The organism is Streptomyces sp. NPDC048288 (genome assembly GCF_043201555.1).
Taxonomy (GTDB): domain Bacteria; phylum Actinomycetota; class Actinomycetes; order Streptomycetales; family Streptomycetaceae; genus Streptomyces.
This window is the reverse complement of record NZ_JBICZD010000002.1, coordinates 338,065-362,502: the sequence shown is the minus strand read 5'-3', so window position 1 is coordinate 362,502 and position 24,438 is coordinate 338,065. Positions and strand designations below refer to the sequence as shown.

At 70.1% G+C, this 24,438-nt stretch carries 20 protein-coding genes; 9 read left to right on the top strand and 11 right to left on the bottom strand.

The annotated features are described in order from the left end of the window. Nucleotides 1-3 precede the first annotated feature (3 nt). Nucleotides 4-168, bottom strand: a complete 165-nt coding sequence (locus ACGFZS_RS07975; protein WP_393794371.1) for a hypothetical protein — start codon at nucleotides 166-168, stop codon at nucleotides 4-6. A gap of 112 nt (nucleotides 169-280) precedes the next feature. Beyond that, the gene (locus ACGFZS_RS07970) at nucleotides 281-664 is read right to left on the bottom strand and encodes a hypothetical protein (RefSeq protein WP_393794370.1); all 384 of its coding nucleotides are present in this window, start codon (nucleotides 662-664) and stop codon (nucleotides 281-283) included. Between the two features lie 232 nt (nucleotides 665-896). Between ACGFZS_RS07970 and ACGFZS_RS07965 the strand changes: the two genes are divergently transcribed. Both ACGFZS_RS07965 and ACGFZS_RS07960 read left to right on the top strand, forming a co-directional pair. Next, a complete protein-coding gene (locus tag ACGFZS_RS07965; protein ID WP_393794369.1) occupies nucleotides 897-1,406 on the top strand; it encodes a DinB family protein in 510 nt (169 codons plus the stop codon). 136 nt (nucleotides 1,407-1,542) lie between these two features. After that, nucleotides 1,543-2,679, top strand: a complete 1,137-nt coding sequence (locus ACGFZS_RS07960) for a sugar ABC transporter substrate-binding protein (protein ID WP_393660222.1) — start codon at nucleotides 1,543-1,545, stop codon at nucleotides 2,677-2,679. A 180-nt stretch (nucleotides 2,680-2,859) separates the two neighbouring features. Here the strand turns inward: ACGFZS_RS07960 and ACGFZS_RS07955 are convergent, their stop codons facing one another. Further along, nucleotides 2,860-5,127, bottom strand: coding sequence for a (Fe-S)-binding protein (locus ACGFZS_RS07955; RefSeq protein WP_393794368.1), 2,268 nt, complete (start codon nucleotides 5,125-5,127; stop codon nucleotides 2,860-2,862). Nucleotides 5,128-5,340: 213 nt separating this feature from the next. Here ACGFZS_RS07955 and ACGFZS_RS07950 point away from each other — a divergent pair, with 213 nt between their 5' ends. The 5 genes from ACGFZS_RS07950 to ACGFZS_RS07930 all read left to right on the top strand — a co-directional run bounded on the left by ACGFZS_RS07950 (nucleotide 5,341) and on the right by ACGFZS_RS07930 (nucleotide 10,622). Further along, a complete protein-coding gene (locus ACGFZS_RS07950) occupies nucleotides 5,341-6,369 on the top strand; it encodes an MraY family glycosyltransferase (RefSeq protein ID WP_393794367.1) in 1,029 nt (342 codons plus the stop codon). 94 nt (nucleotides 6,370-6,463) lie between these two features. After that, nucleotides 6,464-8,299, top strand: coding sequence for a molecular chaperone DnaK (dnaK, locus tag ACGFZS_RS07945; protein ID WP_393794366.1), 1,836 nt, complete (start codon nucleotides 6,464-6,466; stop codon nucleotides 8,297-8,299). Beyond that, a complete protein-coding gene (gene grpE / locus ACGFZS_RS07940; protein ID WP_355725277.1) occupies nucleotides 8,296-8,952 on the top strand; it encodes a nucleotide exchange factor GrpE in 657 nt (218 codons plus the stop codon). The genes dnaK and grpE overlap by 4 nt, the downstream gene beginning before the upstream one ends. Nucleotides 8,953-8,988: 36 nt before the next feature. Further along, nucleotides 8,989-10,170: a molecular chaperone DnaJ gene (gene dnaJ, locus ACGFZS_RS07935; RefSeq protein WP_393794365.1), complete on the top strand. Its 1,182-nt coding sequence runs from the start codon at nucleotides 8,989-8,991 to the stop codon at nucleotides 10,168-10,170. Between the two features lie 5 nt (nucleotides 10,171-10,175). Next, the gene (locus ACGFZS_RS07930; protein WP_393794866.1) at nucleotides 10,176-10,622 is read left to right on the top strand and encodes a heat shock protein transcriptional repressor HspR; all 447 of its coding nucleotides are present in this window, start codon (nucleotides 10,176-10,178) and stop codon (nucleotides 10,620-10,622) included. Between the two features lie 50 nt (nucleotides 10,623-10,672). On the opposite strand, the gene ACGFZS_RS07925 is transcribed toward ACGFZS_RS07930, so the two are convergent. Genes ACGFZS_RS07925 through ACGFZS_RS07915 form a run of 3 tightly spaced genes read right to left on the bottom strand, consistent with a single transcriptional unit; the run spans nucleotide 10,673 to nucleotide 16,696 of the window. Next, nucleotides 10,673-12,640 (bottom strand): PA14 domain-containing protein, encoded by a 1,968-nt coding sequence (locus ACGFZS_RS07925; RefSeq protein WP_393794364.1) that lies wholly within the window; start codon nucleotides 12,638-12,640, stop codon nucleotides 10,673-10,675. Between the two features lie 7 nt (nucleotides 12,641-12,647). After that, entirely contained in the window at nucleotides 12,648-14,693 is a 2,046-nt protein-coding gene (locus ACGFZS_RS07920) for a fibronectin type III domain-containing protein (protein ID WP_393794363.1), read from the bottom strand. Next, the gene (locus ACGFZS_RS07915) at nucleotides 14,690-16,696 is read right to left on the bottom strand and encodes a fibronectin type III domain-containing protein (protein WP_393794362.1); all 2,007 of its coding nucleotides are present in this window, start codon (nucleotides 16,694-16,696) and stop codon (nucleotides 14,690-14,692) included. Before ACGFZS_RS07915 ends, ACGFZS_RS07920 begins: the two co-directional genes overlap by 4 nt. 294 nt (nucleotides 16,697-16,990) lie before the next feature. Between ACGFZS_RS07915 and ACGFZS_RS07910 the strand changes: the two genes are divergently transcribed. Beyond that, nucleotides 16,991-18,100, top strand: coding sequence for a sugar ABC transporter substrate-binding protein (locus ACGFZS_RS07910; RefSeq protein ID WP_393794361.1), 1,110 nt, complete (start codon nucleotides 16,991-16,993; stop codon nucleotides 18,098-18,100). Between the two features lie 18 nt (nucleotides 18,101-18,118). Here ACGFZS_RS07910 and ACGFZS_RS07905 read toward each other — a convergent pair whose 3' ends face one another. From ACGFZS_RS07905 to ACGFZS_RS07890, 4 genes are all read right to left on the bottom strand, one after another. Continuing rightward, complete coding sequence (locus ACGFZS_RS07905) at nucleotides 18,119-18,484, bottom strand: hypothetical protein (RefSeq protein ID WP_393794360.1); 366 nt, start codon at nucleotides 18,482-18,484, stop codon at nucleotides 18,119-18,121. A 240-nt stretch (nucleotides 18,485-18,724) separates the two neighbouring features. After that, a complete protein-coding gene (locus tag ACGFZS_RS07900; RefSeq protein WP_393794359.1) occupies nucleotides 18,725-19,567 on the bottom strand; it encodes a transglutaminase N-terminal domain-containing protein in 843 nt (280 codons plus the stop codon). Between the two features lies 1 nt (nucleotide 19,568). Then, nucleotides 19,569-20,501, bottom strand: a complete 933-nt coding sequence (locus tag ACGFZS_RS07895) for an alpha-E domain-containing protein (RefSeq protein ID WP_355725256.1) — start codon at nucleotides 20,499-20,501, stop codon at nucleotides 19,569-19,571. Beyond that, nucleotides 20,498-22,048 (bottom strand): circularly permuted type 2 ATP-grasp protein, encoded by a 1,551-nt coding sequence (locus ACGFZS_RS07890; protein ID WP_393794358.1) that lies wholly within the window; start codon nucleotides 22,046-22,048, stop codon nucleotides 20,498-20,500. The genes ACGFZS_RS07895 and ACGFZS_RS07890 overlap by 4 nt, the downstream gene beginning before the upstream one ends. A 394-nt stretch (nucleotides 22,049-22,442) precedes the next feature. Between ACGFZS_RS07890 and ACGFZS_RS07885 the strand changes: the two genes are divergently transcribed. After that, a complete protein-coding gene (locus tag ACGFZS_RS07885) occupies nucleotides 22,443-23,495 on the top strand; it encodes a LuxR C-terminal-related transcriptional regulator (protein WP_393794357.1) in 1,053 nt (350 codons plus the stop codon). Here the strand turns inward: ACGFZS_RS07885 and ACGFZS_RS07880 are convergent. Next, nucleotides 23,458-24,366 carry a helix-turn-helix transcriptional regulator gene (locus tag ACGFZS_RS07880; RefSeq protein WP_393794865.1) on the bottom strand — a complete coding sequence of 303 codons (909 nt, stop codon included), beginning with the start codon at nucleotides 24,364-24,366 and terminating at the stop codon, nucleotides 23,458-23,460. The two genes, ACGFZS_RS07885 and ACGFZS_RS07880, sit on opposite strands and share 38 nt — an antisense overlap. Nucleotides 24,367-24,438 lie beyond the last annotated feature (72 nt).

The following is a 24,438-nucleotide window of genomic DNA, read 5'->3' as shown; positions in this document are numbered from 1 at the left end:
CGGTCAGCTGCCGGAGGCCGCGGTGACGACGGTCGGGCCCTGGTTCTCGGCGATCACCTGGTGCCCGGCGGGGCGGTCGTTCGCCGGGTGCTGCCCGGCCGCCACGCCCAGTCCGAGCGCCAGCGTCATCGCGACCATCCCGAACAGTCCGGCCAGCTTGGTACGCATCGTTTTGTTCCCCCTTGTGATGTCCTGCTCTCGACATCACCGATGCTGCTGGCGGCCGTTCCCGGACCGTTCCCCCGCCGATACCGGGCCCGGTGACCGGCGCGGGAACGGCTCACCCGGCCGTTCGTCCGCCGCTCGGCGGGGTGGGGACGAGCCCGCTGCACGCCACCACCCGCGGGCCCTCCGCGAGCAGCACCACCGAGGTGCGCACCGGCCCCGCGCTGTGTCCGGCCAGGTCGAGCAGGGCCCGTACCACCGACCGGAGTTCCACCTGTTCGTCCGGGGTCGCCTCGGACGGCTCCGAGCTGCCGAGCCGCCGGGCGGCCACGTCGACGACCTGGTGCATCCCGCTCTCGGTGACCGTGGTGATCAGGAACTCGGTGCCCTCCGAGGGCTCCCGCGTTGTCCGGGGCTCCCCGCCGCCGACTCGGGCGAGTTCCTGGTTGATGCGGTTCAGGACCGACTCGTCGGCCGGGCTGTCCTCCGGGTGCCTCACGGCATCCTCCTTCTGCAGACGTGTGTCGCGGCCAGGTTTTCGGCCCCCGACCCCGTTCACCTCCCGTCGCGTTCCCGTCCGGATCCCGCCGCACCGGCGACATCCCACCCGTGAACTCGCGCAACCGACACGGTACTTGGCGGACGGACCGGTCCCCGCGCGCTCCCGCCGCGTGCCCCGCCGGGATACTTGCCGCCTGCCCGGAAGCCCGAACGGATCAGGAGCACGCCCAGTGACCAGCGACCACCGCACAGGACCGCCCCATTTCGGCAGCGAACGCGACATGCTGCGGGCCTTCCTGGACTACCACCGCGACACCCTCGCCATGAAGTGCGCCGGGCTCACCGACGAGGAGCTGCGGCAGCGGTCCATGCCGCCGTCCACGCTGTCGCTGCTCGGACTGGTGCGGCACCTGGCCGAGGTGGAACGCACCTGGTTCCGCCGGGTGTTCGAGGACCACGACATCCCCCTGGTGTGGTCCGACGAGATGGACTTCCAGGTGGCGTACGACGCGAGCGCGTCCACCCGGGCGGAGGCGTTCGCCGCCTGGGAGGCCGAGGTGGCCGAGTCCCGTCGTATCGAACGCGAGGCCGCCTCCCTGGACCGGGTCGGATACCAGCCGAGGTGGGAGGAGGAGGTGTCGCTGCGGATGGTGATGCTGCACGTGCTCCTGGAGTACGGCCGCCACAACGGCCATGCCGACCTGCTGCGCGAGGGCGTCGACGGGACGGTGGGCGCCTGAGCCCCGGCGCGGCGCCTCCAGGGCGTCTCAACGGGCTTCTTGTCCATACGTCTTGACGTAGCGAGCCCGTTGCGCGTTTGCTTCCCTCACATCATCGGTCGCGTACCACGCTCCCCCCACCCGGAAGGCGCCTGATGTGAGCACTCCTGCCCTCCGCGGGGCCCACGTGCCCCGTTTCGCCCTAGCCCTGGCCGCCTCCGCGTCGGCCCTCACGCTCACCGCGTGCGGTGCCCTCGACGGCATCACCGGAAGCGACAGCTCCACGTCCCCGAACAACCGGGACGACATCACCGTGGGACTGCTGCTGCCCGACAAGGACACGGCCCGCTTCGAGGCGTTCGACTACCCCATCTTCAAGAAGGAGGTCGCCACCCTCACCCACGGCAAGGGCACGGTCGACTACGCCAACGCCGAGGCGGACCAGGCCACCCAGAGCAGGCAGTTCCAGCAGATGGTGGCCAAGAAGGTCGACATCATCGTGGTGGACGCGCTGGACTCCGCGGCCATCGCACCGGACGTGCGCAGGGCGAAGGACGCCGGCATCCCCGTCATCGCCTACGACCGGCTCGCCCAGGGCCCGATCGACGCCTACGTCTCCCACGACAACGAACTCGTCGGCGAGGTCCAGGGCCGCGCCATCGTCGAGGCCCTCGGCAGCAAGGCGGCCGCCAGCGAGATCGTCATGATGAACGGCGACCCCGCGGACCCCAACACCGCGCGGTTCAAGGAGGGCGCCCTCGGCGAACTCGAGAACAAGGTGCGCATCGCCGAGCAGTACGACACCGACAAATGGTCCCCGGCCGTCGCGGAAGCGAACATGAAGAAGGCCATCCGGGCCGTCGGCCTCGGCAGGATCGCCGCCGTCTACTCCGCCAACGACGGCATGGCCGGCGCCGTCATCGACGCGATGAAGAAGGCGGGCGCCACCACGATCCCGCCGGTGACCGGACAGGACGCCAACCTGGACGCGGTGCAGCGGGTGGTCTCGGGCGAGCAGTACATGACCGTGTACAAGTCCTTCCTGGACGAGGCCACCGACGCCGCGCAGATGGCGGTGTACAAGGTGCAGAGCCGGGACATCCAGTACGACGCGCTCGCCCAGGACAAGGTCGACAGCCCGACCGACAAGGACATCCCCGCGACGCTCGTGCCGGTGGTCGCCCTCACCAAGGACAACATCAAGGACACGGTGATCGCCGACGGCGTCTACACGGTCGCCGACATCTGCACCCCGAAGTACGCGTCGGCCTGCGCGGCGATCGGCCTGAAGTAGTACCGGCCGGTTCGGTGAGTGCACATTCTTCCAAGACCGCGCGGGCACCGGACCGGTAGCGTCCCCGCTCGTACGGCCGGTCGGGCGGCACGGGGGACCGTCCGGCCGCCGTAGGACAGCGGAACGCCCCCCGGCCCGCACTGGGCCGGGGGGCGTTCCGTGTCCGAACGGGAGACCGGGTTACTTCACCGGCTCCGGCTCCGGCGCGCTCTCCTGCTCCGTCTCGCCCGCCGGGTCGACCGGCGTCCTGACGGAGTCGAGGAGCAGCTGGGCCACGTCCACGACGGTGATGGACTCCTTGGCCTTGCCGTCGTTCTTCTTGCCGTTGACCGAGTCGGTCAGCATGACCAGGCAGAACGGGCAGGCCGTGGAGACGATGTCCGGGTTGACGGAGAGAGCCTCGTCGACACGCTCGTTGTTGATGCGCTTGCCGATCCGCTCCTCCATCCACATCCGGGCACCACCGGCGCCGCAGCAGAAGCCGCGCTCCTTGTGGCGGTGCATCTCCTCGTTCCTGAGGCCCGGGACGCTGGCGATGATCTCGCGCGGCGGCGTGTAGATCTTGTTGTGGCGGCCCAGGTAGCAGGGGTCGTGGTAGGTGATGATGCCCTCGACCGGGGTGACCGGGACCAGCTTGCCCTCGTCCACCAGGTGCTGGAGCAGCTGGGTGTGGTGGATGACCTCGTAGTCGCCGCCGAGCTGCGGGTACTCGTTGCCGATGGTGTTGAGGCAGTGCGGGCAGGTGGCGACGATCTTCTTGGCCGACTTGGGCTTCTTGGTCGCCGGGTCCTCGTCGTCCTCGCCGAACGCCATGTTCAGCGCGGCCACGTTCTCCATGCCCAGCTCCTGGAACAGCGGCTCGTTGCCGAGTCGCCGCGCCGAGTCGCCGGTGCACTTCTCGTCGCCGCCCATGATCGCGAACTTGACGCCCGCGATGTGCAGGAGTTCCGCGAAGGCCTTGGTGGTCTTCTTGGCGCGGTCTTCGAGGGAGCCGGCGCAGCCGACCCAGTACAGGTACTCGACCTCGGTGAGGTCCTCGATGTCCTTGCCGACGACCGGGACCTCGAAGTCGACCTCCTTGAGCCACTCCAGGCGCTGCTTCTTCGCCAGGCCCCAGGGGTTGCCCTTCTTCTCCAGGTTCTTGAGCATCGTGCCCGCCTCGGACGGGAACGCGGACTCGATCATCACCTGGTAGCGGCGCATGTCGACGATGTGGTCGACGTGCTCGATGTCGACGGGGCACTGCTCGACGCAGGCGCCGCAGGTGGTGCAGGACCACAGCACGTCCGGGTCGATGACGCCGTTCTCCTCGGCGGTGCCGATCAGCGGCCGCTCGGCCTCCGCGAGGGCGGCGGCGGGCACGCCGGCCAGCTGCTCCTCGGAGCCCTTCTCCTCGCCCTCGGCGGTCTTGCCGCCACCGGCCAGCAGGTAGGGCGCCTTGGCGTGCGCGTTGTCCCGCAGGGACATGATCAGCAGCTTGGGGGAGAGCGGCTTGCCGGTGTTCCAGGCCGGGCACTGCGACTGGCAGCGACCGCACTCGGTGCAGGTCGAGAAGTCGAGCAGGCCCTTCCAGGAGAACTGCTCCACCTGGGAGACGCCGAAGACGTCGTCGTCACCGGGGTCGGTGAAGTCGATCGGCTTGCCGCCGGAGGTCATCGGGAGCAGCGCGCCCAGCGAGGTCTCACCGGTCGCGTTCCGCTTGAACCAGATGTTCGGGAAGGCGAGGAAGCGGTGCCAGGCGACGCCCATGTCGGTCTTCAGGGCGACCACGATCATCCAGATGAACGAGGTGGCGATCTTCAGGCCGGCGAAGAAGTAGGTGAGGTTCTGGAGCGTGGAGACGTCCATGCCCCGGAACCAGGAGACCACCGGGTACGAGATGAAGAACGACGCCTCGTAGGAGTCCACGTGGTGCTGGGCGCCCTCCAGGGCGTGCAGCGTGAAGATGCAGACACCGACGATCAGGATGACCGTCTCGACGAAGTACGCCTGGCCGAAGTTGGAGCCGGCGAAGCGGGACTTGCGGCCCGGCCGGTTCGGCTTGCTCAGCTGGCGGATGACGATCAGCACCAGGATGCCGAGGACCGTCATGGTGCCGATGAACTCGACGAACATGTTGTACGGCGCCCAGTCACCGATGACCGGCAGGATCCAGTCGGCCTGGAACAGCTGGCCGACGGCGTTGACGATCGTCAGCAGCAGGGAGAAGAAGCCGACCGCGACGAACCAGTGCGCGACGCCGACGATGCCCCAGCGGTTCATCCGGGTGTGCCCGAGGAACTCCCGGACCACCGTGACCGTCCGCTGGACGGGCTCGTCGGTGCGGGTCCCGGCGGGCACGTTCTGGCCGAGCCGCAGGAAGTTGTAGATCTGCAGGACGGCGCGGGCGAACAACGCCACGCCGACCACGATCAGAACCAGCGACACGATGATCGCGGCGAGTTGCATGGGGGCTCCTCGGGCCTGCGAGGTCTCTCGAAATTACAAAGCGAAATTACTAAGCGGTAACTTATGCAGTCCGTCTGAGACTACCCGCATCTTTACTCGCACTGTAGCCAGGTGCGGAGTGATCTGGATCGCTGAGGCTTGCCTCTGCACCGGCCCCACAACCCGATCGTGTTATTCGTACAGAATTGTTACATTCAGGTCTAATTTGGACCTGTGCTCTACGGGATCGCCGCCGCCACCACCGCCCTGCTGCTCGCCGCCGTCCTCGCCGCGTCGATCCGGCCGGCCGCGCTGCGGCTGGGCCTGGTCGACCGCAGGCGGGCGCGGCCCGTGCCGGCGCTGGGCGGGCTCGCCGTCGTCGGGGCGACCTGTCTGGTCGCGGGGGCCGGGGAGTGGACCGGGGTCGCCCCGCTCGGTACCGGGGTCGGGCGGCTGCTGATCGCCGGGGGAGTCGTGGCGCTGCTCGGCCTGGTCGCCGACGTCTGGCGGCTGAAGACCCGGTTCCTGCTGCTCGGTACGGCGGTGGCGGCCGCCTGCGTGGTGCCGTACGGGGAGTTCGGGATCGCCGGCGGGGTGCTCGGGACCGGCTGGATCGCCTTCGTCGCCGTCGCCTTCAAGGGGCTCGACCACGCGGACGGGCTGGCCGGGACCGTGGGGGTGGTGACCGCCTTCGGGGCCGGGGCCTGTGCCACCGCGGAGATGATGGACGGGCTCGCCGTGCTGCTGAGCGTGCTCGCCGCCGCGCTCACCGGCTTCCTGATGCACAACTGGCATCCCGCGCGGATCGCCCTCGGCGCCACCGGCTCGCTGTTCGCCGGGTTCGTGCTGGCCGCCGCCGCCCTGCTGACCAGGACCGGGTACGACCCCCTCGCCAGCGCGGGCGTGCTGTTCGCGCTCACCGCCGTCGCGGGCGCCGACGTCCTGCTCGTCCTGCTGTCGCGGCTGCTCGCCGGGCGGCCGGTGCTGCGGCGCGGGCCCGACCATCTCGCGCACCGGCTGCGCCGGCTGGGGCTCGCCTCGCCGGGCGCGACGATCGTCCTCGGGGGCGCGTCCTTCGCGGGGGTGCTCGTCGCGGTGCTCGTGCACGGCGGCTGGATCGGGCGGACCGCCGCCACCTGCGTCGCCTGCGTCACCTTCAGTCTCGTGCTCCTCCTCCTTCGGGTGCCGGTGTATGGGCCCCGAAGGAGGGGGAGCCCGGAATCCTCGCAGGTCAGCGGCCACTTGCGTGTAAGGAACGGATAAGACTTGAGTCTGCTCCACTCAGGTCTGTTGACCCAGCGCGAGGCTTGATGCACACTTGAGTCCGTTCCACTCAAGTCAGCTGGAGGAAATCACCATGGCACGTGCGGTCGGCATCGACCTGGGCACGACTAACTCCGTCGTCAGCGTTCTTGAAGGCGGCGAGCCCACCGTCATCACCAACGCCGAGGGTGCCCGGACCACGCCGTCCGTCGTCGCCTTCGCGAAGAACGGCGAAGTCCTCGTCGGCGAGGTCGCCAAGCGTCAGGCGGTCACCAACGTCGACCGGACCATCCGGTCCGTGAAGCGTCACATGGGCACCGACTGGAAGATCCAGCTGGACGGGAAGGACTTCAACCCCCAGCAGATCTCCGCGTTCATCCTGCAGAAGCTCAAGCGGGACGCCGAGGCCTACCTGGGCGAGAAGGTGACCGACGCGGTCATCACCGTCCCGGCCTACTTCAACGACTCCGAGCGCCAGGCGACGAAGGAGGCCGGCGAGATCGCGGGCCTGAACGTCCTGCGCATCGTCAACGAGCCGACCGCCGCCGCGCTGGCGTACGGCCTCGACAAGGACGACCAGACGATCCTCGTCTTCGACCTCGGTGGCGGCACCTTCGACGTGTCCCTCCTGGAGATCGGCGACGGCGTCGTCGAGGTGAAGGCCACCAACGGCGACAACCACCTCGGTGGTGACGACTGGGACCAGCGCGTCGTCGACTACCTGGTCAAGCAGTTCGCGGCCGGCCACGGCGTGGACCTCGGCAAGGACAAGATGGCCCTCCAGCGCCTCCGCGAGGCCGCCGAGAAGGCCAAGATCGAGCTGTCCTCCTCCACGGAGACCTCGATCAACCTGCCGTACATCACCGCCTCCGCCGAGGGCCCCCTGCACCTCGACGAGAAGCTCACCCGCGCCCAGTTCCAGCAGCTGACCGCGGACCTCCTGGAGCGCTGCAAGACGCCGTTCCACAACGTCATCAAGGACGCCGGCATCAACCTCGGCGAGATCGACCACGTCGTCCTCGTCGGCGGTTCCACCCGCATGCCCGCCGTCGCCGAGCTCGTCAAGGAGCTGACCGGCGGCAAGGACGCCAACAAGGGCGTCAACCCGGACGAGGTCGTCGCCATCGGCGCCGCGCTCCAGGCCGGTGTCCTCAAGGGCGAGGTCAAGGACGTCCTGCTCCTCGACGTCACCCCGCTGTCCCTCGGTATCGAGACCAAGGGCGGCATCATGACCAAGCTCATCGAGCGGAACACGACGATCCCGACCAAGCGGTCCGAGATCTTCACCACCGCCGAGGACAACCAGCCCTCCGTCCAGATCCAGGTCTACCAGGGCGAGCGCGAGATCGCGGCGTACAACAAGAAGCTCGGCATGTTCGAGCTGACCGGTCTGCCGCCGGCCCCGCGCGGTGTCCCGCAGATCGAGGTCGCCTTCGACATCGACGCCAACGGCATCATGCACGTGACCGCGAAGGACCTGGGCACGGGCAAGGAGCAGAAGATGACCGTCACCGGCGGCTCCTCGCTGCCGAAGGACGAGGTCGACCGGATGCGCCAGGAGGCCGAGCAGTACGCGGAGGAGGACCACCGCCGCCGCGAGGCCGCCGAGACCCGCAACCAGGGCGAGCAGCTCGTCTACCAGACGGAGAAGTTCCTCAAGGACAACGAGGACAAGGTCCCCGGCGAGATCAAGACCGAGGTCGAGGCCTCCCTGGAGGAGCTCAAGGAGACCCTCAAGGGCGAGGACACCGCCGAGATCCGCACCGCCACCGAGAAGGTCGCGGCCGTCTCCCAGAAGCTGGGCCAGGCCATGTACGCCGACGCCCAGGCCTCCGGTGCCGCCACCGGCGGTGCCCCCGCCGGTGACGCCGCCGACGACGTGGTGGACGCCGAGATCGTCGACGACGAGCGCAAGGACGGTGCCGCGTGACGGAGGAGACCCCGGGCTTCGAGGAGAAGCCCGACGTCCCCTCCGGCGCCACCCCCGACGACGCCGGGCCGAAGGCCGCTCCCTCCCAGGGGGCGGCCCCGGCCGGGGACTCAAGCGCACAGCTGGCCGGTCTGACCGCGCAGCTGGACCAGGTACGCACCGCGCTCGGCGAGCGCACCACGGACCTCCAGCGCCTCCAGGCCGAGTACCAGAACTACCGCCGACGCGTGGAGCGCGACCGGATCACGGTCCGGGAGATCGCCATCGCGAACCTCCTGACCGAACTCCTGCCCGTGCTCGACGACATCGGCCGCGCCCGGGAACACGGCGAACTGGTCGGCGGTTTCAAGTCGGTGGCCGAGTCCCTCGAAACGGTCGCGGCGAAGATGGGCCTGCAGCAGTTCGGCAAGGAGGGCGAGCCCTTCGACCCGACGATCCACGAGGCGCTGATGCACAGCTACGCGCCGGACGTCACCGAGACGACGTGCGTGGCGATTCTGCAGCCGGGGTATCGCATCGGCGAGCGCACCATCCGCCCCGCGCGGGTGGCGGTCGCCGAACCGCAGCCGGGCGCGACGGCGGTGAAGGCCGAGGGGACCGAAGAGGCCCCCGCGGCGGCGGACGAGAAGGACAACGGCCCTGAGGAGGGCTGACGTAATAAGCACCGAGCGGAAGGAGGGGCGTCGGGGATGAGCACCAAGGACTTCATCGAGAAGGACTACTACAAGGTCCTCGGCGTCCCCAAGGACGCCACCGAGGCCGAGATCAAGAAGGCGTACCGGAAGCTCGCCCGCGAGTTCCACCCGGACGCCAACAAGGGCAACGCCAAGGCCGAGGAGCGCTTCAAGGAGATCTCCGAGGCGAACGACATACTCGGCGACCCCAAGAAGCGCAAGGAGTACGACGAGGCCCGCGCCCTCTTCGGCAACGGCGGCTTCCGTCCGGGGCCGGGCGCGGGCGGCGGCAACTTCAACTTCGACCTGGGCGACCTCTTCGGGGGCAACGCCCAGGGCGGCGGGGGCGGCTTCGGCGGGGGCGGCGGCGGCTTCAGCGACGTCCTGGGGGGCCTGTTCAACCGGGGCGGCGGGGCGGGCTCCCGCACCCAGCCCCGGCGCGGCCAGGACATCGAGTCCGAGGTCACGCTCAGCTTCACGGAGGCCATCGAGGGCGCCACGGTCCCGCTGCGGATGTCCTCGCAGGCCCCCTGCAAGGCCTGTTCGGGCACCGGCGACAAGAACGGCACCCCGCGGGTGTGCCCGACCTGCGTCGGCACCGGCCAGGTGGCGCGAGGATCCGGAGGCGGCTTCTCGCTCACCGACCCCTGCCCGGACTGCAAGGGCCGCGGCCTGATCGCCGAGCACCCCTGCCTGGACTGCAAGGGCAGCGGCCGCGCCAAGTCGTCGAGGACCATGCAGGTCCGCATCCCCGCCGGGGTGACCGACGGCCAGCGCATCCGGCTGCGCGGCAAGGGCGCACCGGGCGAACGCGGCGGCCCCGCGGGCGACCTGTACGTCATGGTGCACGTGGACATCCACCCGGTGTTCGGCCGCAAGGAGGACAACCTCACGGTGACCGTCCCGGTGACCTTCACCGAGGCGGCGCTCGGCGGCGAGGTCAGGGTCCCGACCCTGGGCGGACCGCCGGTCACCCTGAAGCTGCCCCCCGGCACCCCCAACGGCCGCACCATGCGCGCCCGCGGCAAGGGCGCGGTCCGCAAGGACGGCACCCGCGGCGACCTGTTGGTCACCGTCGAGGTGAGTGTCCCGAAGGACCTGTCGGGGAATGCTCGTGACGCGCTGGAGGCGTATCGCGAGGCGACCGCGGACGAGGACCCGCGGGCCGAGCTGTTCGAGGCCGCGAAGGGAGCATGACAGAGATGGACGGCCGTCGACGTAATCCGTATGAACTGACCGAGGAGACCCCGGTCTACGTCATCTCGGTGGCGGCCCAGCTCTCCGGACTGCACCCGCAGACGCTGCGCCAGTACGACCGCCTCGGCCTGGTCTCCCCCGACCGCACGGCCGGCCGCGGCCGCCGCTACTCGGCCCGCGACATCGAACTGCTCCGCCAGGTGCAGGCGCTGTCCCAGGACGAGGGCATCAACCTGGCCGGCATCAAACGCATCATCGAACTGGAGAACCAGGTCGCCGCGCTGCAGTCCCGGGTGGCCGAACTCTCGGCCGCCGTCGAGGGCGCGGCGGCGGCGATGCAGCAACGGGAAGCGGCGGTGCACGCGTCGTACCGCCGCGACCTGGTCCCGTACCAGGAGGTCCAGCAGACCAGCGCGCTGGTGGTGTGGCGGCCGAAGAAGGCCAAGGACTAGCAGTACGCACGTGGAAGGGCCCCGGCCGCAGGCCGGGGCCCTTCTCGTGGCTACGGCTCCAGGATCGCCCAGTCCGCCCCGGGCGCCGACTCCGTGCCGTCGGCGTACAGCGCGGTCACCCAGTAGTAGTGCGTGGTGCCGCGGGTGGCCGTGGTGTCGTCGTAGGAGCGGTCGGTCGTGGCCGCCAGCTTCTCGTACGTCTTCGTCGCCGGGTCCCAGCGGTAGACCTGGTAGCCGGTCGCCGAGTCCACCGCGCTCCATCCGAGGTGGACACCGCCCGAGTCCGGGGTGTCCGCGGTCAGGGTCAGCGGGGAGCCCTCCGGGGTCGCCACCGACGGGGTCAGGTCCAGCTCGTCGACGGCGACCGCGCTCACCGGCCCCAGCCAGCGGCTGGAGTTGCCCGCGGTGTCGATCGCGTCCACCCAGTAGCAGGCGTGGTCGCCGTCGGGCGTGCGCACGTCCCGGTAGTGGGAGGTGCCGGCGTTCAGCCACGCCCACTCACCGCCGGAGCAGACCTGGTCGCCCTCCTCGCCGAGGACCGTGCCCCGGTAGACCACGTACCGCTTCAGGTCGGGCTCGGTGTTGTCGTCCCAGTCCAGCTCGATGCCGTACTCGGTGGCCGTCGCGGTCAGGCCGGTCACCTGGGCGGGCGGCTTGTCCGACTCCAGCGTGGTGACGGTGACCGTGTCCGAGGGGAGCGACACGGTGGAGATCTGGTCCTCCGTCGTCACCACGTAGTGGTAGGTGGTCCCCTCCTCCGCCGAGTAGTCGCCGCAGCTGTACCGCCGTGAGCCGTCGGCGGACTCGGTGTAGGTGGTGGTGCAGGTGACCTCCGTGGCGGTGGCCGTGTTCACGGGCAGGGTCTTCGAGCGGTAGACGTGGAAGCCCAGGACACGGCCGTCCCCGGGCTTGACCGTCCACGACAGCAGCGCGGCGCCGATGTCCGCCGTCGCCGTGAGGTCGCGCGGAGCGGCGGGTGCCCGGTGCACGTATGCGGGGTCGCTGTACGGCGAGAGGTGACCGGAGCCGTCCAGCGCGGCCACCTTGTAGTGGTAGCCGGCGCTGCGGGCGAGCGTGTCGTCGCCGAGGGAGGTCCCGACGACGTCGGTGACCCGTTCGACGTTGCTCGGATCCGTGCGCACCACCCGGTACTTGACGGCGCCGGGCACGGCCTTCCAGAGCACCGTCGCCGTCGTGTCCGTGATCGACGAGGAGAGGCCGCTCGGAGCGGCCAGCGTGATGCTGGTGACCAACTGGTCGGCGGTGCCCGCCGACTCGTTGCCTGCCTTGTCGTAGGCGCGGATCTCGTAGTAGTAGAGGGCGCCGGTCGCGGGCGGGGTGTCGGTCAGGGACGTCGCCGTCGTCGTCCCCACCTTCGTCCAGCTGGTGCTGCCCCGCAGGCGCCGGTAGACCCGGTAGCCGGCGAGGTCCATCTCGCGGTTCCTCGTCCAGCTCAGCTTCGTCGTGTTGGCGCCGCCGTCGTAGGAGACCAGCGGATCCAGCGGGGTGAGGGGCTTGACCTTGTCGACGGTGGCCGAAGTGCGGGGCGTGTAGCTGAACTTGATCTTGGCGGCGCCGGTGAAGTTGGCGTAGTCGATCCGGAGGGTGTGCTTGCCCTTGGGGACGGCCACGTTGACGGTCTTGCCGACCGTCTTGGTGGTGTTCTTCCAGAGGTCGATCTCGTGGGTGCCGTCGAGGTAGACGCGGATGCCGTCGAGCCCGGAGGCACTGAGGGTGAAGGGGCCGCCGGAGCCGAAGTCGCGGGTGACGGTCCAGCGCACCCCGAAGTCGTCCTTGGGCAGCCCGGACGCGGGCGCGCCGCTCCAGCTCTCGTTGATCGCGGAGTCGCAGTCGGTCTTCTTGGGGCTGCCCTTGAAGGAGTTGTTCGCGAAGAACTGCCGCTTGAAGACGGGCGAGGCACAGCTGGTCGCGGCCGAGGCGCCGGGCGCGGCGACGACGGTGAGGAGACCGGCCGTGGTAGCCAGCACCACGGCCGTGGCCTGCAGGGTGTTCTTCATCGTGAGGTCAGGCTCCGCTCGGCAGGGACACGCTGGCGTCCACGTTGCTGAAGGTCTCCGAGCCGTCGGGTGCGACGACCGAGAGGAGGTAGTAGACGGTGGTGCCGTGGGGCACGGTGGTGTCGGTGTAGTGGGTGGCGGTGGGGGCCAGTGGCGGATCGGTCACCTTGGCGTAGGTGCCCGTCGCGGGGTCCCAGCGGTACACGTTGATCCCGGCGGCCTCCGTGGCCACCGAGTCGGCGCAGTCGATGTACATGCCGCCCTCGTCGCCGAGGGTCGTGTAGGCGCTCAGGGAGCAGGGGGCGGTGTCCTCGGGGACGGTCGCGGGCCTGAGGTCGAGTTCGGTGGCGGTGACCCGGGAGACCGCACCGTCCCAGTAGGCGCCCGTGAAATCCGGGTAGTTGCCGTAGATGTCCTCGGGGATGACGACATACATGTGCGACTCGCCGTCGGCCGCCTCCGGGCCGACCACGAACTCGGAGGTGCCGGCGGGCACGGTGCCCAGGTAGTCGGGCGTACAGCAGGAGAAGTACTCCCAGACCTCGTACTCCTTCAGGTCCGCCGCCGTGCTGTCGTCCCAATCGAGCCTGAAGCCGTACTCCAGGGGCTCCGCGGTCAGGTTGGTCACCGGAGGCGGCGCGATCTCGTCCCCGGGGCGGGTGACGGTCATGTCGGCCGAGCCGGTGGACCAGCGGCCGGCGGTGTTCTGCCGGATCATCACGTAGTGGTACGTGGTGCCCTGGTCGCCGTCGTAGTCGACGCAGGAACGGACCGTGCCGCCGGCCGCGTCCGTGCTCTTCTTGCGGCTGCGGCAGTCGGTGAGGTTGTCGTAGCTGAGTTCCACCGGGGTGGTCGTCGAGCGGTAGACGTCGTAGTCGGCGGTGTCGCCGCCCGCCGCCTCGGTCCAGGTGAACACCGCGCCGTAGCTCGGCACGGTCGCCGTCACGTTCTGCGGCGGCAGGATGGTCCGGGTACTGCGCACGACGTTGGAGGAGCGGGCGTTCTTCGCCGCGTCGAGGGCGCTGACCTTGTAGTCGTAAGCGTGGCCGTAGGCCGCCGAGGTGTCCGTGTAGCCGGTGGCCGTGGTGTCGGCGAGCTTGGTGTAAGCGGTGTCCGAGGCCTCCTTGCGGAAGACCCGATAGCTCACCGCGTCCACGGGGGCGGACCAGGAGAGGTTGTTGGAGGCCTCCACGGCGGTGGCGGTGAGGACCGGGGCGGCGGGGGCGGTCATGTCCTGCGACACGACGAGTTGGTCCTCGGAGCCCGCCGACCGGTTGCCCGCCTTGTCGTAGGCGCGTACCTCGTAGTAGTACGACTGCCCGGTCGGTGGCGTCTCGTCCCAGGCCCGGCGGGTGCCGGCCGCGGCCGAGGCCACCTGGGTCCAGCTGCCGGAACCCTCCAGCCGCCGGTAGAGCCGGTAACCGGCGAGGTCCATCTCCTTGTTGGCCGCCCAGGTGACGAGGGTGTTCGTTCCTTCCCCGTCAGGCTGGTAGACGGCGGAGACCCCGGTCGGCGCGAGAGGCCTGACCTTGTCCACAGAGGCCGAAGTCCTCGGGGTGTACGTGAACTTGACCTTGGCGGCGCCGGTGAAGTTGGCGTAGTCGATCCGGAGGGTGTGCTTGCCCTTGGGGACGGTCACGTTGACGGTCTTGCTCACCGTCTTCGTGGTGTTCTTCCAGAGGTTGATCTTCCGGTCGGTGTCCAGGTAGACCCGGATGCCGTCCGTCCCGGAGGCGCTGAGGGTGAAGGGCCCGCCGGAGCCGAAGTCGCGGGTGACGGTCCAGCGGACGCCGAAGCCGTCCTTGGGCAGCCCGGAGACGGGGGCGCCGCTCCAGGTCTGGTCGACCGCGCCGTCGCAGTCGGTCTTCTTCGGGGTGCCCTTGAAGGTGGTGTTCGCGAAGAACTGCCGCTTGAAGACCGGAGAGGCGCAGGTCGTGGCCGCCGAGGCGGAGGCGGCCGTACCGCCGAGGAGGGCGCCGGCGGTGGCGAGCACCAGCGTCGTGGCCGTCGTACGGGTGGGCGAGTTCAGCGGCCCCTTCGTTCTGGTGCTCATGGGGCGGTTCCGATCCGGAACACGTGGTCGCCGGTCGGCTCCGACTCGGTGCCGTCGGCGTGAGCGGCGGTGACCTTGTAGAAGACTGTGGTGGCGGACGGTGCGGCGGTGTCCGTGTACCAGTCGCCGAGTGCCACGGGGGTGTCCGTGAGCCGCGTGTAGGTGCCGGTGGCCGCGTCCCAGCGGTAGACGTGGAAGCCGGTCGCGGGGCCCTGGGGGTCGAGTTCTTCCCTGTAGACGACCCTCATCTCGGGTCCCTGCGCGGTGTCGTCGCTCTCCACATGCAGGGCGCCCGACGCCGAGGTGTCCGGGTAGGTCTCCGCGGGCACCATGTCGAGCTCGGTGACGTCGGCGGTGGTGGCCGCGTCCCTGTCGAGCGCGTTGCTGTCCTTGTCGACGGCGACGACCGCGTACCGGAGGTGTTCGCCGTCGGGCAGGTTCACGTCCCGGTTCAGGGAGCGGGAAGGACCGAACGGCAGGCTGTCGGTGATGTCCGTGTACGTCCAGACGCCGTCGGTGTTCTCTCCCCGGTAGATCTCGTAGTGGTCGACGTCGTCGGCCGTGCTGTCGTCCCAGTCGAGCCGGATCCCGTTCTCGGCGGCCGTGGCGGTCAGACCGGTCACCGGGCCGGGAGGTGTGTGGTCGCCCACGTGCGCGACGGTGACTGCGGCCGAGGCGGGGCCCAGGTTGTGGTTGTCGTCCTCGGCCCGGACGTAGTAGGTGTACGTCGTGTCGGGCTCCACGTCACGGTCCACGAACAGGCCGGTGGCCCACCCGATCTCGGCGCCGTCGCGGTACACCCGGAAGTTCGCCAGGTCGGCGTCCTGGTCCCGGTCCCAGGACCAGGTGAGGGTGACGTCGTGCTCGTTGTCGGTGATTGCCAGATCGTCCGGGACGAAGACGGGCGCCGTGGTGTCGTACGTCTGGAACTCGGCGGTACCGGAGACGGCCGACTCGTTGCCGTGTGTGTCGACCGCCGTGACGACGTAGTGGTACCAGTCTCCGGTCGCGGGCGGGATGTCGGTGAAGTACGGGCCGGACGAGCTGCCCACCAGGTTCGCGGCGGTCGGTGCGACGGGCTCGGACGTCGAGCGGTACACCCGGTATCCGGCAAGGTCGGACGCGCTGCCGCTGTCCCAGTTCAGCTTGACCTTGGTGACCAGGCCGATGGCCCAGTTGTCCTCCACGCCGGTGGGCGCGGCGGGCGCGGTGCGGTCGGCGGTGGTCACCGACCTGACCGTCGAGCCGGCGGATTCGTGGCCGGCCTTGTCGTGGGCGCGGACCTGGTACTCGTACGTCGTGCCGGTCGTCGGCAGCGTGGCGTCGGAGTACGAGGCCGTGGTGGTCGTGGTGAGTTTCGTCCAGTTCGACGAACCCTTCGGCCGTCGGTAGACGCGGTAGCCGGAGAGGTCCATCTCCTTGTTCCGCGACCAGGTGAGCTTGGCCGTGCCGGCGGCCGAGTCGTACGAGACCGAAGTTCCCGTCGGGGCAAGGGGCTTGACCTTGTCGACGGTGGCCGAGGTCCTCGGGGTGTACGTAAACTTGGCCTTGGCGGCGCCGGTGAAGTTGGCGTAGTCGATCCGGAGGGTGTGCTTGCCCTTGGGGACGGTCACGTTGACGGTCTTGCTCACCGTCTTCGTGGTGTTCTTCCAGAGGTTGATCTTCCGGTCGGTGTCCAGGTAGACCCGGATGCCGTCCGTCCCGGAGGCGCTGAGGGTGAAGGGCCCGCCGGAGCCGAAGTCGCGGGTGACGGTCCAGCGGACGCCGAAGCCGTCCTTGGGCAGCCCGGAGACGGGGGCGCCGCTCCAGGTCTGGTCGACCGCGCCGTCGCAGTCGGTCTTCTTCGGGGTGCCCTTGAAGGTGGTGTTCGCGAAGAACTGCCGCTTGAAGACCGGAGAGGCACAGGTCGTGGCCGCCGAGGCGGTGGCGGCCGTACCGCCGAGGAGGGCGCCGGCGGTGGCGAGCACCACGGCGGCGGCCGAGGCGCTTCTGGCTGGGTTCATTCGTTCCTCTGATCGGATCGACACGGCAGGGACGGCCGTTGCCGATGTCGACTCCTGAGGAAACGACTTGGTTGTACGGATCTTTGCCTGCCCATGAACTCCCTTTGGATGGAGGGTCCGTAAAGAGTGTTTGCAGGCGATTCCGCTCTACCTTCACAGGTGCAGCGGAGCGTGGTGTTGCGCACTCGTTAAGTAGTTCCGCTTGACGCCGGGTGTGGCGTACGCGTTGTCTTTTCAGACATCTGGGTCGCAAAGCAGCCCCACCTCCGGAACGCACCTGAAGTGAGCCCCCGTATGCGTCGTATAGCCATGTTCGTGGCCGCGTCCACGATGACCCTCTCGCTCGCCGGATGCGGCGTGCTCAACGCGACGGGTTCGTCGACCTCCGCGAGCCCGACCAAGGGCAACGACATCACCGTGGGCCTGCTGATGCCGGACAAGATCAACACCCGGTACACCAACTTCGACTACCCGATCATGAAGTCGAAGATCGCCGAGCTCACCAACGACCAGGGCAAGGTCGACTACCAGAACGCCGCGTCCTCCGCCTCCACCCAGGCGGACCAGATGCAGAAGATGATCGACGACAAGGTCGACGTGATCATCCTGGACTCCGTCGACGCGCACGCCATCGCCGGCAAGGTGAAGGCGGCCAAGGACGCGGGCATCCCCGTCATCGCCTACGACCGCCTCGCCGAGGGCCCCATCGACTCCTACGTCTCCTTCGACAACGAGCTCGTCGGAGAGGTCCAGGCCCGCACGCTCCTCGAAGGCCTCGGCTCGAACGTCGACACCTCCGACAAGGTCGTCATGATCAACGGTTCGCCGACCGACCCGAACGCCAAGCAGTTCAAGACGGGCGCCATGTCCGAGCTGGCCGGCAAGGTGACGACCGACGGCTACTCGTACGACACCAAGGACTGGAACCCGGACATCGCCGAGCAGGAGGTCACCAAGGCGATCGGCCTGATCGGCAAGGACAACATCGCCGCCGTCTACTCCGCCAACGACGCCATGGCCGGCGGTGTCGTCAAGGCCCTCAAGGCGGCCGGCCTCACCACCATGCCGCCGATCACCGGCCAGGACGCGGACCTCGACGCCATCCAGCGGATCCTCACCGGCGACCAGTACATGACCGTCTACAAGCCCTACCCGGACGAGGCCGAGGCCGCCGCCCAGATGGCCGTCTACAAGGTCCAGGGCAAGGACATCCAGTTCGACGCGCTCACCCAGGACCAGGTCGACAGCCCCACCAACAAGGACATCCCGGCCCAGCTGGTGCAGGTCAGCGCCGTGACCAAGAGCAAGATCAAGGACACCGTCGTCGCCGACGGCATCTACAAGATCTCGCAGATCTGCACCGCCGCCTACAAGACGGCGTGCGCCGAGGCCGGCCTCAAGTAAGCCCCTCCGGGGCCGGCGCTACCACCCCGTCAGCGGCTTCATCGCGATCAGCACCCCGTTCCGCGCGTACGGAACGGGGCTGCTGTCCATGAACCCGACCCGGTCCCGGTCCCCGGACACCCGCACCCCGCCGACCCGCGCGCCCCGCGGCACGTCGTACCAGAGCTCGACCTCGATCAGATCGTGCCCGCCGATGTCGACACTGTCGTGCTGCCGCCGCACGGCCATCGCGAAGGAGTCCGGCAGCCCCCGCCGCCCGCTCACCCCGGCCAGCCGCTGCCGCCCCACCACATACGTGTGGAACTCCGGGTCCTTGTTCTCCACCCGCAGCCGCGCCCAGCAGAACTGCCCCTCCGGCTCCGCCTCACTGTGCGACCCGGACACCGCCGTCAACCCACACCGCAACGACAGCAACGTGAAGGTGAGATGCCCGTCCTTGTGGGGGCGGGAAGGGGCCTGGGCGGAGGGCGAGGGGGAGGCACTGCCACCATCGCCCCCGCACCCACCGAGAAACAGCAGCGGAAGTACACAGACCGACGCCCACCTCTTGGCCATACGCCGATTGTGCGCGCCCCAAAGGGGCGCGAGGAACTGCGCGACCAGCCCCCGCTCACTCGCACCCGACTACGCAACCCTCGTGAACACCACACTCACCTCCGGAGCCCCTCCAGGAACCCCCCGGTAGATCCCCTTGTGCGGAGTGACGTCGTCATAGTCCCGGCCCCGGGCCACCACCACATGCGACTCGTCCACCCGCACCCGGTTCGTGGGGTCGTACCCGCACCACTCCCCGGCCCAGTACTCGATCCACGCATGGCTCTGCCCGGCGACCGGCCGGTGCAACTCCGCCTCGCGCTCCGGATGCAGGTACCCCGAGACGTACCGGGTCGGCAGCCCCACCCCCCGCAGCAGCGCGATCGTCAGATGGGTGATGTCCTGGCAGACCCCCGCCCCCTGGGCCCAGGCCTCCGCGGGGGACGTGTTCACACTGGTCGCCCCCGGAAGATACGACACCCGGTCGGCGACCAGCCCGGAGACGGCCACGGCGGCCTCGTGCGGCGCCAGCCCGGCGGCAGCGCCCCGCGCCTTCTTCACCAGCTTCTTCGGCACCGTCGTCCGGGGCGTCCCGCACACGAACTCCCACAGCCGTGACCCCGCGGCCCGTTCGGCCACCTCCTGCCACGTCGGCGCCTCCGGCAACGGCTCCGGTGCCGACGTCTCCACCAGGCTCGACGCCGTGATGGTCAGATCCCCGTGCGGGTCCGGCAGGTCGAAGCCGGTGACCTGGGTGCCCCAGTAGTCCCAGTACGACCAGACGGTGGTCGCCGGCTGCACCGTGACCCGGGCGTCCAGCGTCGTCTGCCCCGGCAGGGTCAGCGGGGTCATCCGGACCTCGTTGTGCGAGGAGGCAGCGGGCTGCGCGTAGGAGACCCGGGTGGTGTGCCGGATGCGGAGGCGACGAGCCATCTCAGGCTCCTTCCTGGGCCCACTCGACGGGCCCCTGGTACGGGAAGAACCGCTCCGCCACCGCGTCGGCGGACGTCATGCAGGCCTGCTGCAACTCCCGCAGCAGCGCGGGAAGCTGTGCCTCCAGGGTGGCGGTGTCGAGGTACTCCAGGCGGGTGCGGGCCCGGCCGATCGGGGAGCGGGCCGGGTCCTGGCGGGGCCGGCCGAGCGCGGCCAGGCACTCCTCCGCCGTGGTCAGCGCGTGCAGCGCCGAGCGCGGGAAGTCCCGGTCCAGGAGCAGGTACTCGGCCACCCTCGGGGTGTCCCCGAACCCGCTGTGCACCCGCGCGTACGCCTCGTCGGCGCCGCTCGCGCTGAGCAGCGTGGTCCAGTCCGGCGCGTGCGCCGCGTCCAGGACGCGCACCGAAAGGAGTCGTACGGTCATGTCCACCCTCTCCAGGCTGCGTCCGAGGACGACGAACCGCCAGCTGTCGTCCCGGCTCATGGTGGAGTCGGCGAGGCCGAAGAAGAGGGCGGCCCGGCTGCGGACCAGCTCCAGGTAGGCGTAGGGGCCGGTGCGGCGGGCCGCGCGGCGCTGGTCGCCGAGCGCGTGCCAGGTCGAGTTGAGGCACTCCCACATCTCGGAGGAGACGGCCTCCCGGGCGCTGCGGGCGTTGAGCCGGGCCGCGCCGAGCGCGCCCTCGATCGATCCCGTCGAGCGGGCGTCGAAGGCGAGCTGGTCCAGGACCTGCTGCATGTCCACCCGTTCCGCGCCGGCGTCCACGCCGAGGATCGCGTACAGCGAGCGGCAGGCGACGTCCTCGTCGCGCCAGGGGTCCTCCAGCATCCGGTGCAGATAGGCGTCGAGGATGCGGCCGGTGGCGTCGGCCCGCTCGACATACCGTCCGGTCCAGGTCAGCGACTCGGCGATACGGGAGAGGATCACGTCGTTCACTGCTGCTGCGCTCCTTCCGCTACGACGGCACGGGTGCCGTCGGGGCCGAGGCGGCGCGGGGCGACGGCGGGGATCGGGCCCGCCGTGCCGACCGGCGCGGGGCGCTCCGCCGGGCCCTCGGCGAGCACCCAGGTGTCCTTGGAGCCGCCGCCCTGGCTGGAGTTGACGATCAGGTTGCCCTCCTGGAGGGCGACCCGGGTGAGGCCGCCGGGCAGCACCCAGATGTCCGTGCCGTCGTTCACGGCGAACGGGCGCAGGTCAATGTGGCGGGGGGCCATGCGGTCACCCGTGAGGGTGGGGGAGGTGGAGAGGGCGACGGGACGCTGCGCGATGAAGCCGCGCGGGTCGGCGACGACGGCTTTGCGAGTGCGTTCCAGGGTGTCCCGGTCGGCCTTCGGTCCGATCACGATGCCCTGGCCGCCGGCCCCGTCGACGGGCTTCACCACCAGCTGGTCGAGCTGGTCCAGGACCGCCTCCAACTGGCCAGGTTCGTCCGGCCGGTAGGACTCCACATTGGGGAGAATCGGTTCCTCACCGAGGTAGTAGCGGATCAGGTCCGGGACGTAGGTGTAGAGGAGTTTGTCGTCGGCGATGCCGTTGCCCACGGCGTTCGCGAGTGTGACGTTCCCCGCGACGGCGGCGCTCAGGATGCCGGGGCAGCCGATCACCGAGTCGGGGCGGAAGTGCAGCGGGTCGAGGAAGTCGTCGTCGAGGCGCCGGTACACCACGTGCACGGGCACCTCGCCGCGGGTCGTCCGCATCCACACCCGGTTGCTGCGGCACACCAGGTCGTGGCCCTCCACCAGCTGCACGCCCATCAGCCGGGCCAGCAGGGCGTGTTCGAAGTAGGCCGCGTTGCTGGGACCGGGGGTGAGCACCACCACCCGGGGGTCGCCCGCGGCCCCGCCGGGCGCGGCGGCCCGCAGGGCGGCCAGCAGCCGCGCCGGGTACCCGTCCACCGGGAGGACGTGCTGCTCGGCGAAGAGCGAGGGGAAGATCCGGGTCATCGCCCTGCGGTTCTCGATGACGTACGACACCCCGCTCGGCACCCGTACGTTGTCCTCCAGGACCCGGAAGGCACCGGCCTCGTCCCGGACCAGGTCGATTCCGGCCACATGGATACGCACCCCGCCGGCCGGCTCGACCGCGTGCGCGGCCCGGTGGAAGTGCGGCGAGGAGAGCAGCAGCCGCCAGGGGACCACCCCGTCCTCGAAGGCGCGGGCGTGCCCGTAGGCGTCGGCGAGATAGGCCTCCAGGGCTCTGACCCGTTGGCTCACGCCTCTTTGTACGAGATCCCATTCCAGGGCGTCGAGGATCCTGGGCACCAGGTCCAGCGGCCACGGCCGCTCCTCGCCCGCGAAGGCGTAGGTCACCCCCCGGTCGGTGAAGGCACGGGCCATCTGGTCGGCCCGGAAGCGCAGTTCACTCGGCTCGATCGGCTGGAGCGCCGCCAGTACCGGCTCATAGGCGGTCCTGACCTCACCCGGCCGCACAAACATCTCGTCCCACGCGTCGGCCAACGCGTACGCGTCAAATATGTCCGCCATGGAGGGACGTTAGAGCGGGCACGTAACACGGCGATCACTGGCGGATTTCGGGGATTCGCCGGGTCCGCCGGGTCACGTGCCCGCGAGCGACCCTCCCTGCAACGCACCTCCCCCGTAGGTGCGTTGCACGGGGCCTCGGACCAATCGGGGGAGGACGGCCCGGGGCCCCGCCGGGTGTCCGGCGACGCCCGTGGGAAGCGACGTCAACGATGCCGCGCACACCTCGCGGCCACCACCGTCAGCTTGTTGCAACGCGGGCTGCGGAGGCGGGTCGATATCCAGCCGTATCCGGTTATGGGGACGCCCCGGACGGGGGGAGCCGTGTTGCGGAGCCGGTCCGGACCGCTCATAGTTGCGCTGCGGAAGAGGCAGCAAACCGGGGGTGGAATGGGCGATGGCCGGGCACGGGGCGGAGGAGCATCCACACGGAGCCGACCGACTGTGCGCCGCCGGGGACCGCGTGTACTCCCGGGCCGTGCGCCGGGGCCGGGTGCCGCGCACGGACGCCGACGCGGTGCCCTGCCTGCTGGAGCTGGCGCTGCTGCACCCCGACCCCGACGACATGGCCTGGCTGGTGCCGACCTCCCCGCAGGAGGTCATGACCCGGCTGCTGCGCGGGGTCTACGACGAGGTCACCGACAGCCAGCGGCGGGTGGGTTCGGCGGTGGCCGCGTTCGACTGGTACGCCGGTCTGGGACGGCAGTTGCGGGCCGTGTCGGCCTCCGCCGAGGGCACGTCGGCGATCCGGGTCCTGGACGGGCTGTCCCGGATCCAGGCGGCCATGGACGAGGCGACTCAGGCGTGCACCGCCGAGGTGCTGACCGTGCAGCCGGGCGGTATCCGGCGTGAGTCGGAGCTGACCGAGGGATTGCACCGGGCGGTGGCCCTGCGCGGCCGGGGCGTGCGGATGCGCGACCTGTACACCCATGTCGCCCGGCACGGCCAGGGCCTGCTCAACTACCTGGAGCTGATGGGCGACGCGGTGGAGGCCCGCACCCTGGACGAGGTCATCGACCGGCTGATCCTCTTCGACCGCACGGTGGCCTTCATCCCCGCCAACGCGGACCGCACGATGGCCCTGGAGCTGCGCCACCCCGCCCTGGTGGAGTACCTGGTCACGGTCTTCGAACGGCTCTGGCGGCTGGCGATCCCGCTCACCACCCCGCTCCCCGACACCGGCATCGAGGGCATCTCGCACCGCGAGCAGTCCATCGCGGCGCTCCTCGCGGAGGGCCACCAGGACGCGGTGATCGCCGAGCGCCTCGGCATCAGCGTCCGCACCTGCCGTGCCCATATCGCCCGTCTCTCGGAGACGCTGGGCGCGGCCAGCCGTACCCAGTTGGGCGTGCGGATAGCGCAGGTGGGTCTTGACCGGCCGCCGGGCGGGGCGAGCGGGGGGCCGGCCGTGGTCAGCCTGCCTGATCAAGGATCCCGGACCGGCCGATGAGGTAGCCGAGCTGGGCGCGGCTGTCGCTGCCGAGGGTGGTGGCGAGGCGGGCGATGTGGTCGCGTGCGGTGCGGATGTTCATGCCGAGGCGCTCGGCGATGACGGCGTCGGTGTGCCCCTCCACGAGGAGGGCGGCGATGGCCTGCTGGCGGGGGGTGACGCCGTTGACCGACGGGCGGTGCTCGGGGTGCGGGTAGAGGGGGGCCGCCAGGTGCCACAGCCGGTCGAAGGCGGTGACGAAGTAGCCGATCAGCGCCGGATGGCGGACTTCCAGGGCGAGGGCGCCGTCGCCGGCCGCGGGCAGGAAGGCGACCGCGCGGTCGATGACGAACAGCCGGTCCGGCAGCTCGTCCAGGCCCCGCACCTCGACGTCGCCGCGCAGCTGCTCGAAGCCGCCGTACACCGCCGGGACATGGCGCAGGGTGTGCTGGTAGAGGGCGCGGATACGGGCGCCCCGGTCGAGGATCGCCTGGTCGCGCTCCCGGGCGGTGGCGGTGGCGGCCCGGCCGCGGGCGCCGGTGAGACCGGAGTGCGACTGGATGCAGAGCACTTCCCGGCTCGCCTCGGCCATGACGTCGGTGATGGCCCGGTTGATGGCGTGGGTGCCGCTGTGCAGCCGCAGGGTGGGGGTGCCGGTGTCCTGCGCGGCCGGGCCGTCGGTCTCCCCCGGCGGCCCGAACCGGCCGACCAGCAGATCCTCTTCCCGGCGCGCCTCGGCGACGCGCGCCGTGGACGACCGCAGCAGACGGCGCAGGGCCGCGGCGGGGGCGACGGGCTCCAGCCGGCCCAGGTCGTCCAGAGCCGGGTGCAGCAGACCGAAGTCCGTCAGACAGGGCGCGTCACCGGCCTCCTCAGCACCGACATACCCCATCCGCAGCGCCCGCTCATACACCTTCGCCCCCGCCGGACAGAGCTCGTCAACACCGTGCTCACACCGGCTCAC

Bases quoted from the DNA above. Each gene is read 5' to 3' on its own strand.
- ACGFZS_RS07915 (WP_393794362.1), bottom strand. From the start codon at position 16,696: ATGAACCCAGCCAGAAGCGCCTCGGCCGCCGCCGTGGTGCTCGCCACC.
- ACGFZS_RS07925 (WP_393794364.1), bottom strand. From the start codon at position 12,640: ATGAAGAACACCCTGCAGGCCACGGCCGTGGTGCTGGCTACCACGGCC.
- ACGFZS_RS07955 (WP_393794368.1), bottom strand. From the start codon at position 5,127: ATGCAACTCGCCGCGATCATCGTGTCGCTGGTTCTGATCGTGGTCGGC.
- dnaJ (WP_393794365.1), top strand. From the start codon at position 8,989: ATGAGCACCAAGGACTTCATCGAGAAGGACTACTACAAGGTCCTCGGC.
- ACGFZS_RS07930 (WP_393794866.1), top strand. From the start codon at position 10,176: ATGGACGGCCGTCGACGTAATCCGTATGAACTGACCGAGGAGACCCCG.
- ACGFZS_RS07880 (WP_393794865.1), bottom strand. From the start codon at position 24,366: ATGGGGTATGTCGGTGCTGAGGAGGCCGGTGACGCGCCCTGTCTGACG.
- ACGFZS_RS07885 (WP_393794357.1), top strand. From the start codon at position 22,443: ATGGCCGGGCACGGGGCGGAGGAGCATCCACACGGAGCCGACCGACTG.
- ACGFZS_RS07975 (WP_393794371.1), bottom strand. From the start codon at position 168: ATGCGTACCAAGCTGGCCGGACTGTTCGGGATGGTCGCGATGACGCTG.
- dnaK (WP_393794366.1), top strand. From the start codon at position 6,464: ATGGCACGTGCGGTCGGCATCGACCTGGGCACGACTAACTCCGTCGTC.
- ACGFZS_RS07890 (WP_393794358.1), bottom strand. From the start codon at position 22,048: ATGGCGGACATATTTGACGCGTACGCGTTGGCCGACGCGTGGGACGAG.
- ACGFZS_RS07900 (WP_393794359.1), bottom strand. From the start codon at position 19,567: ATGGCTCGTCGCCTCCGCATCCGGCACACCACCCGGGTCTCCTACGCG.
- ACGFZS_RS07920 (WP_393794363.1), bottom strand. From the start codon at position 14,693: ATGAGCACCAGAACGAAGGGGCCGCTGAACTCGCCCACCCGTACGACG.
- ACGFZS_RS07910 (WP_393794361.1), top strand. From the start codon at position 16,991: ATGCGTCGTATAGCCATGTTCGTGGCCGCGTCCACGATGACCCTCTCG.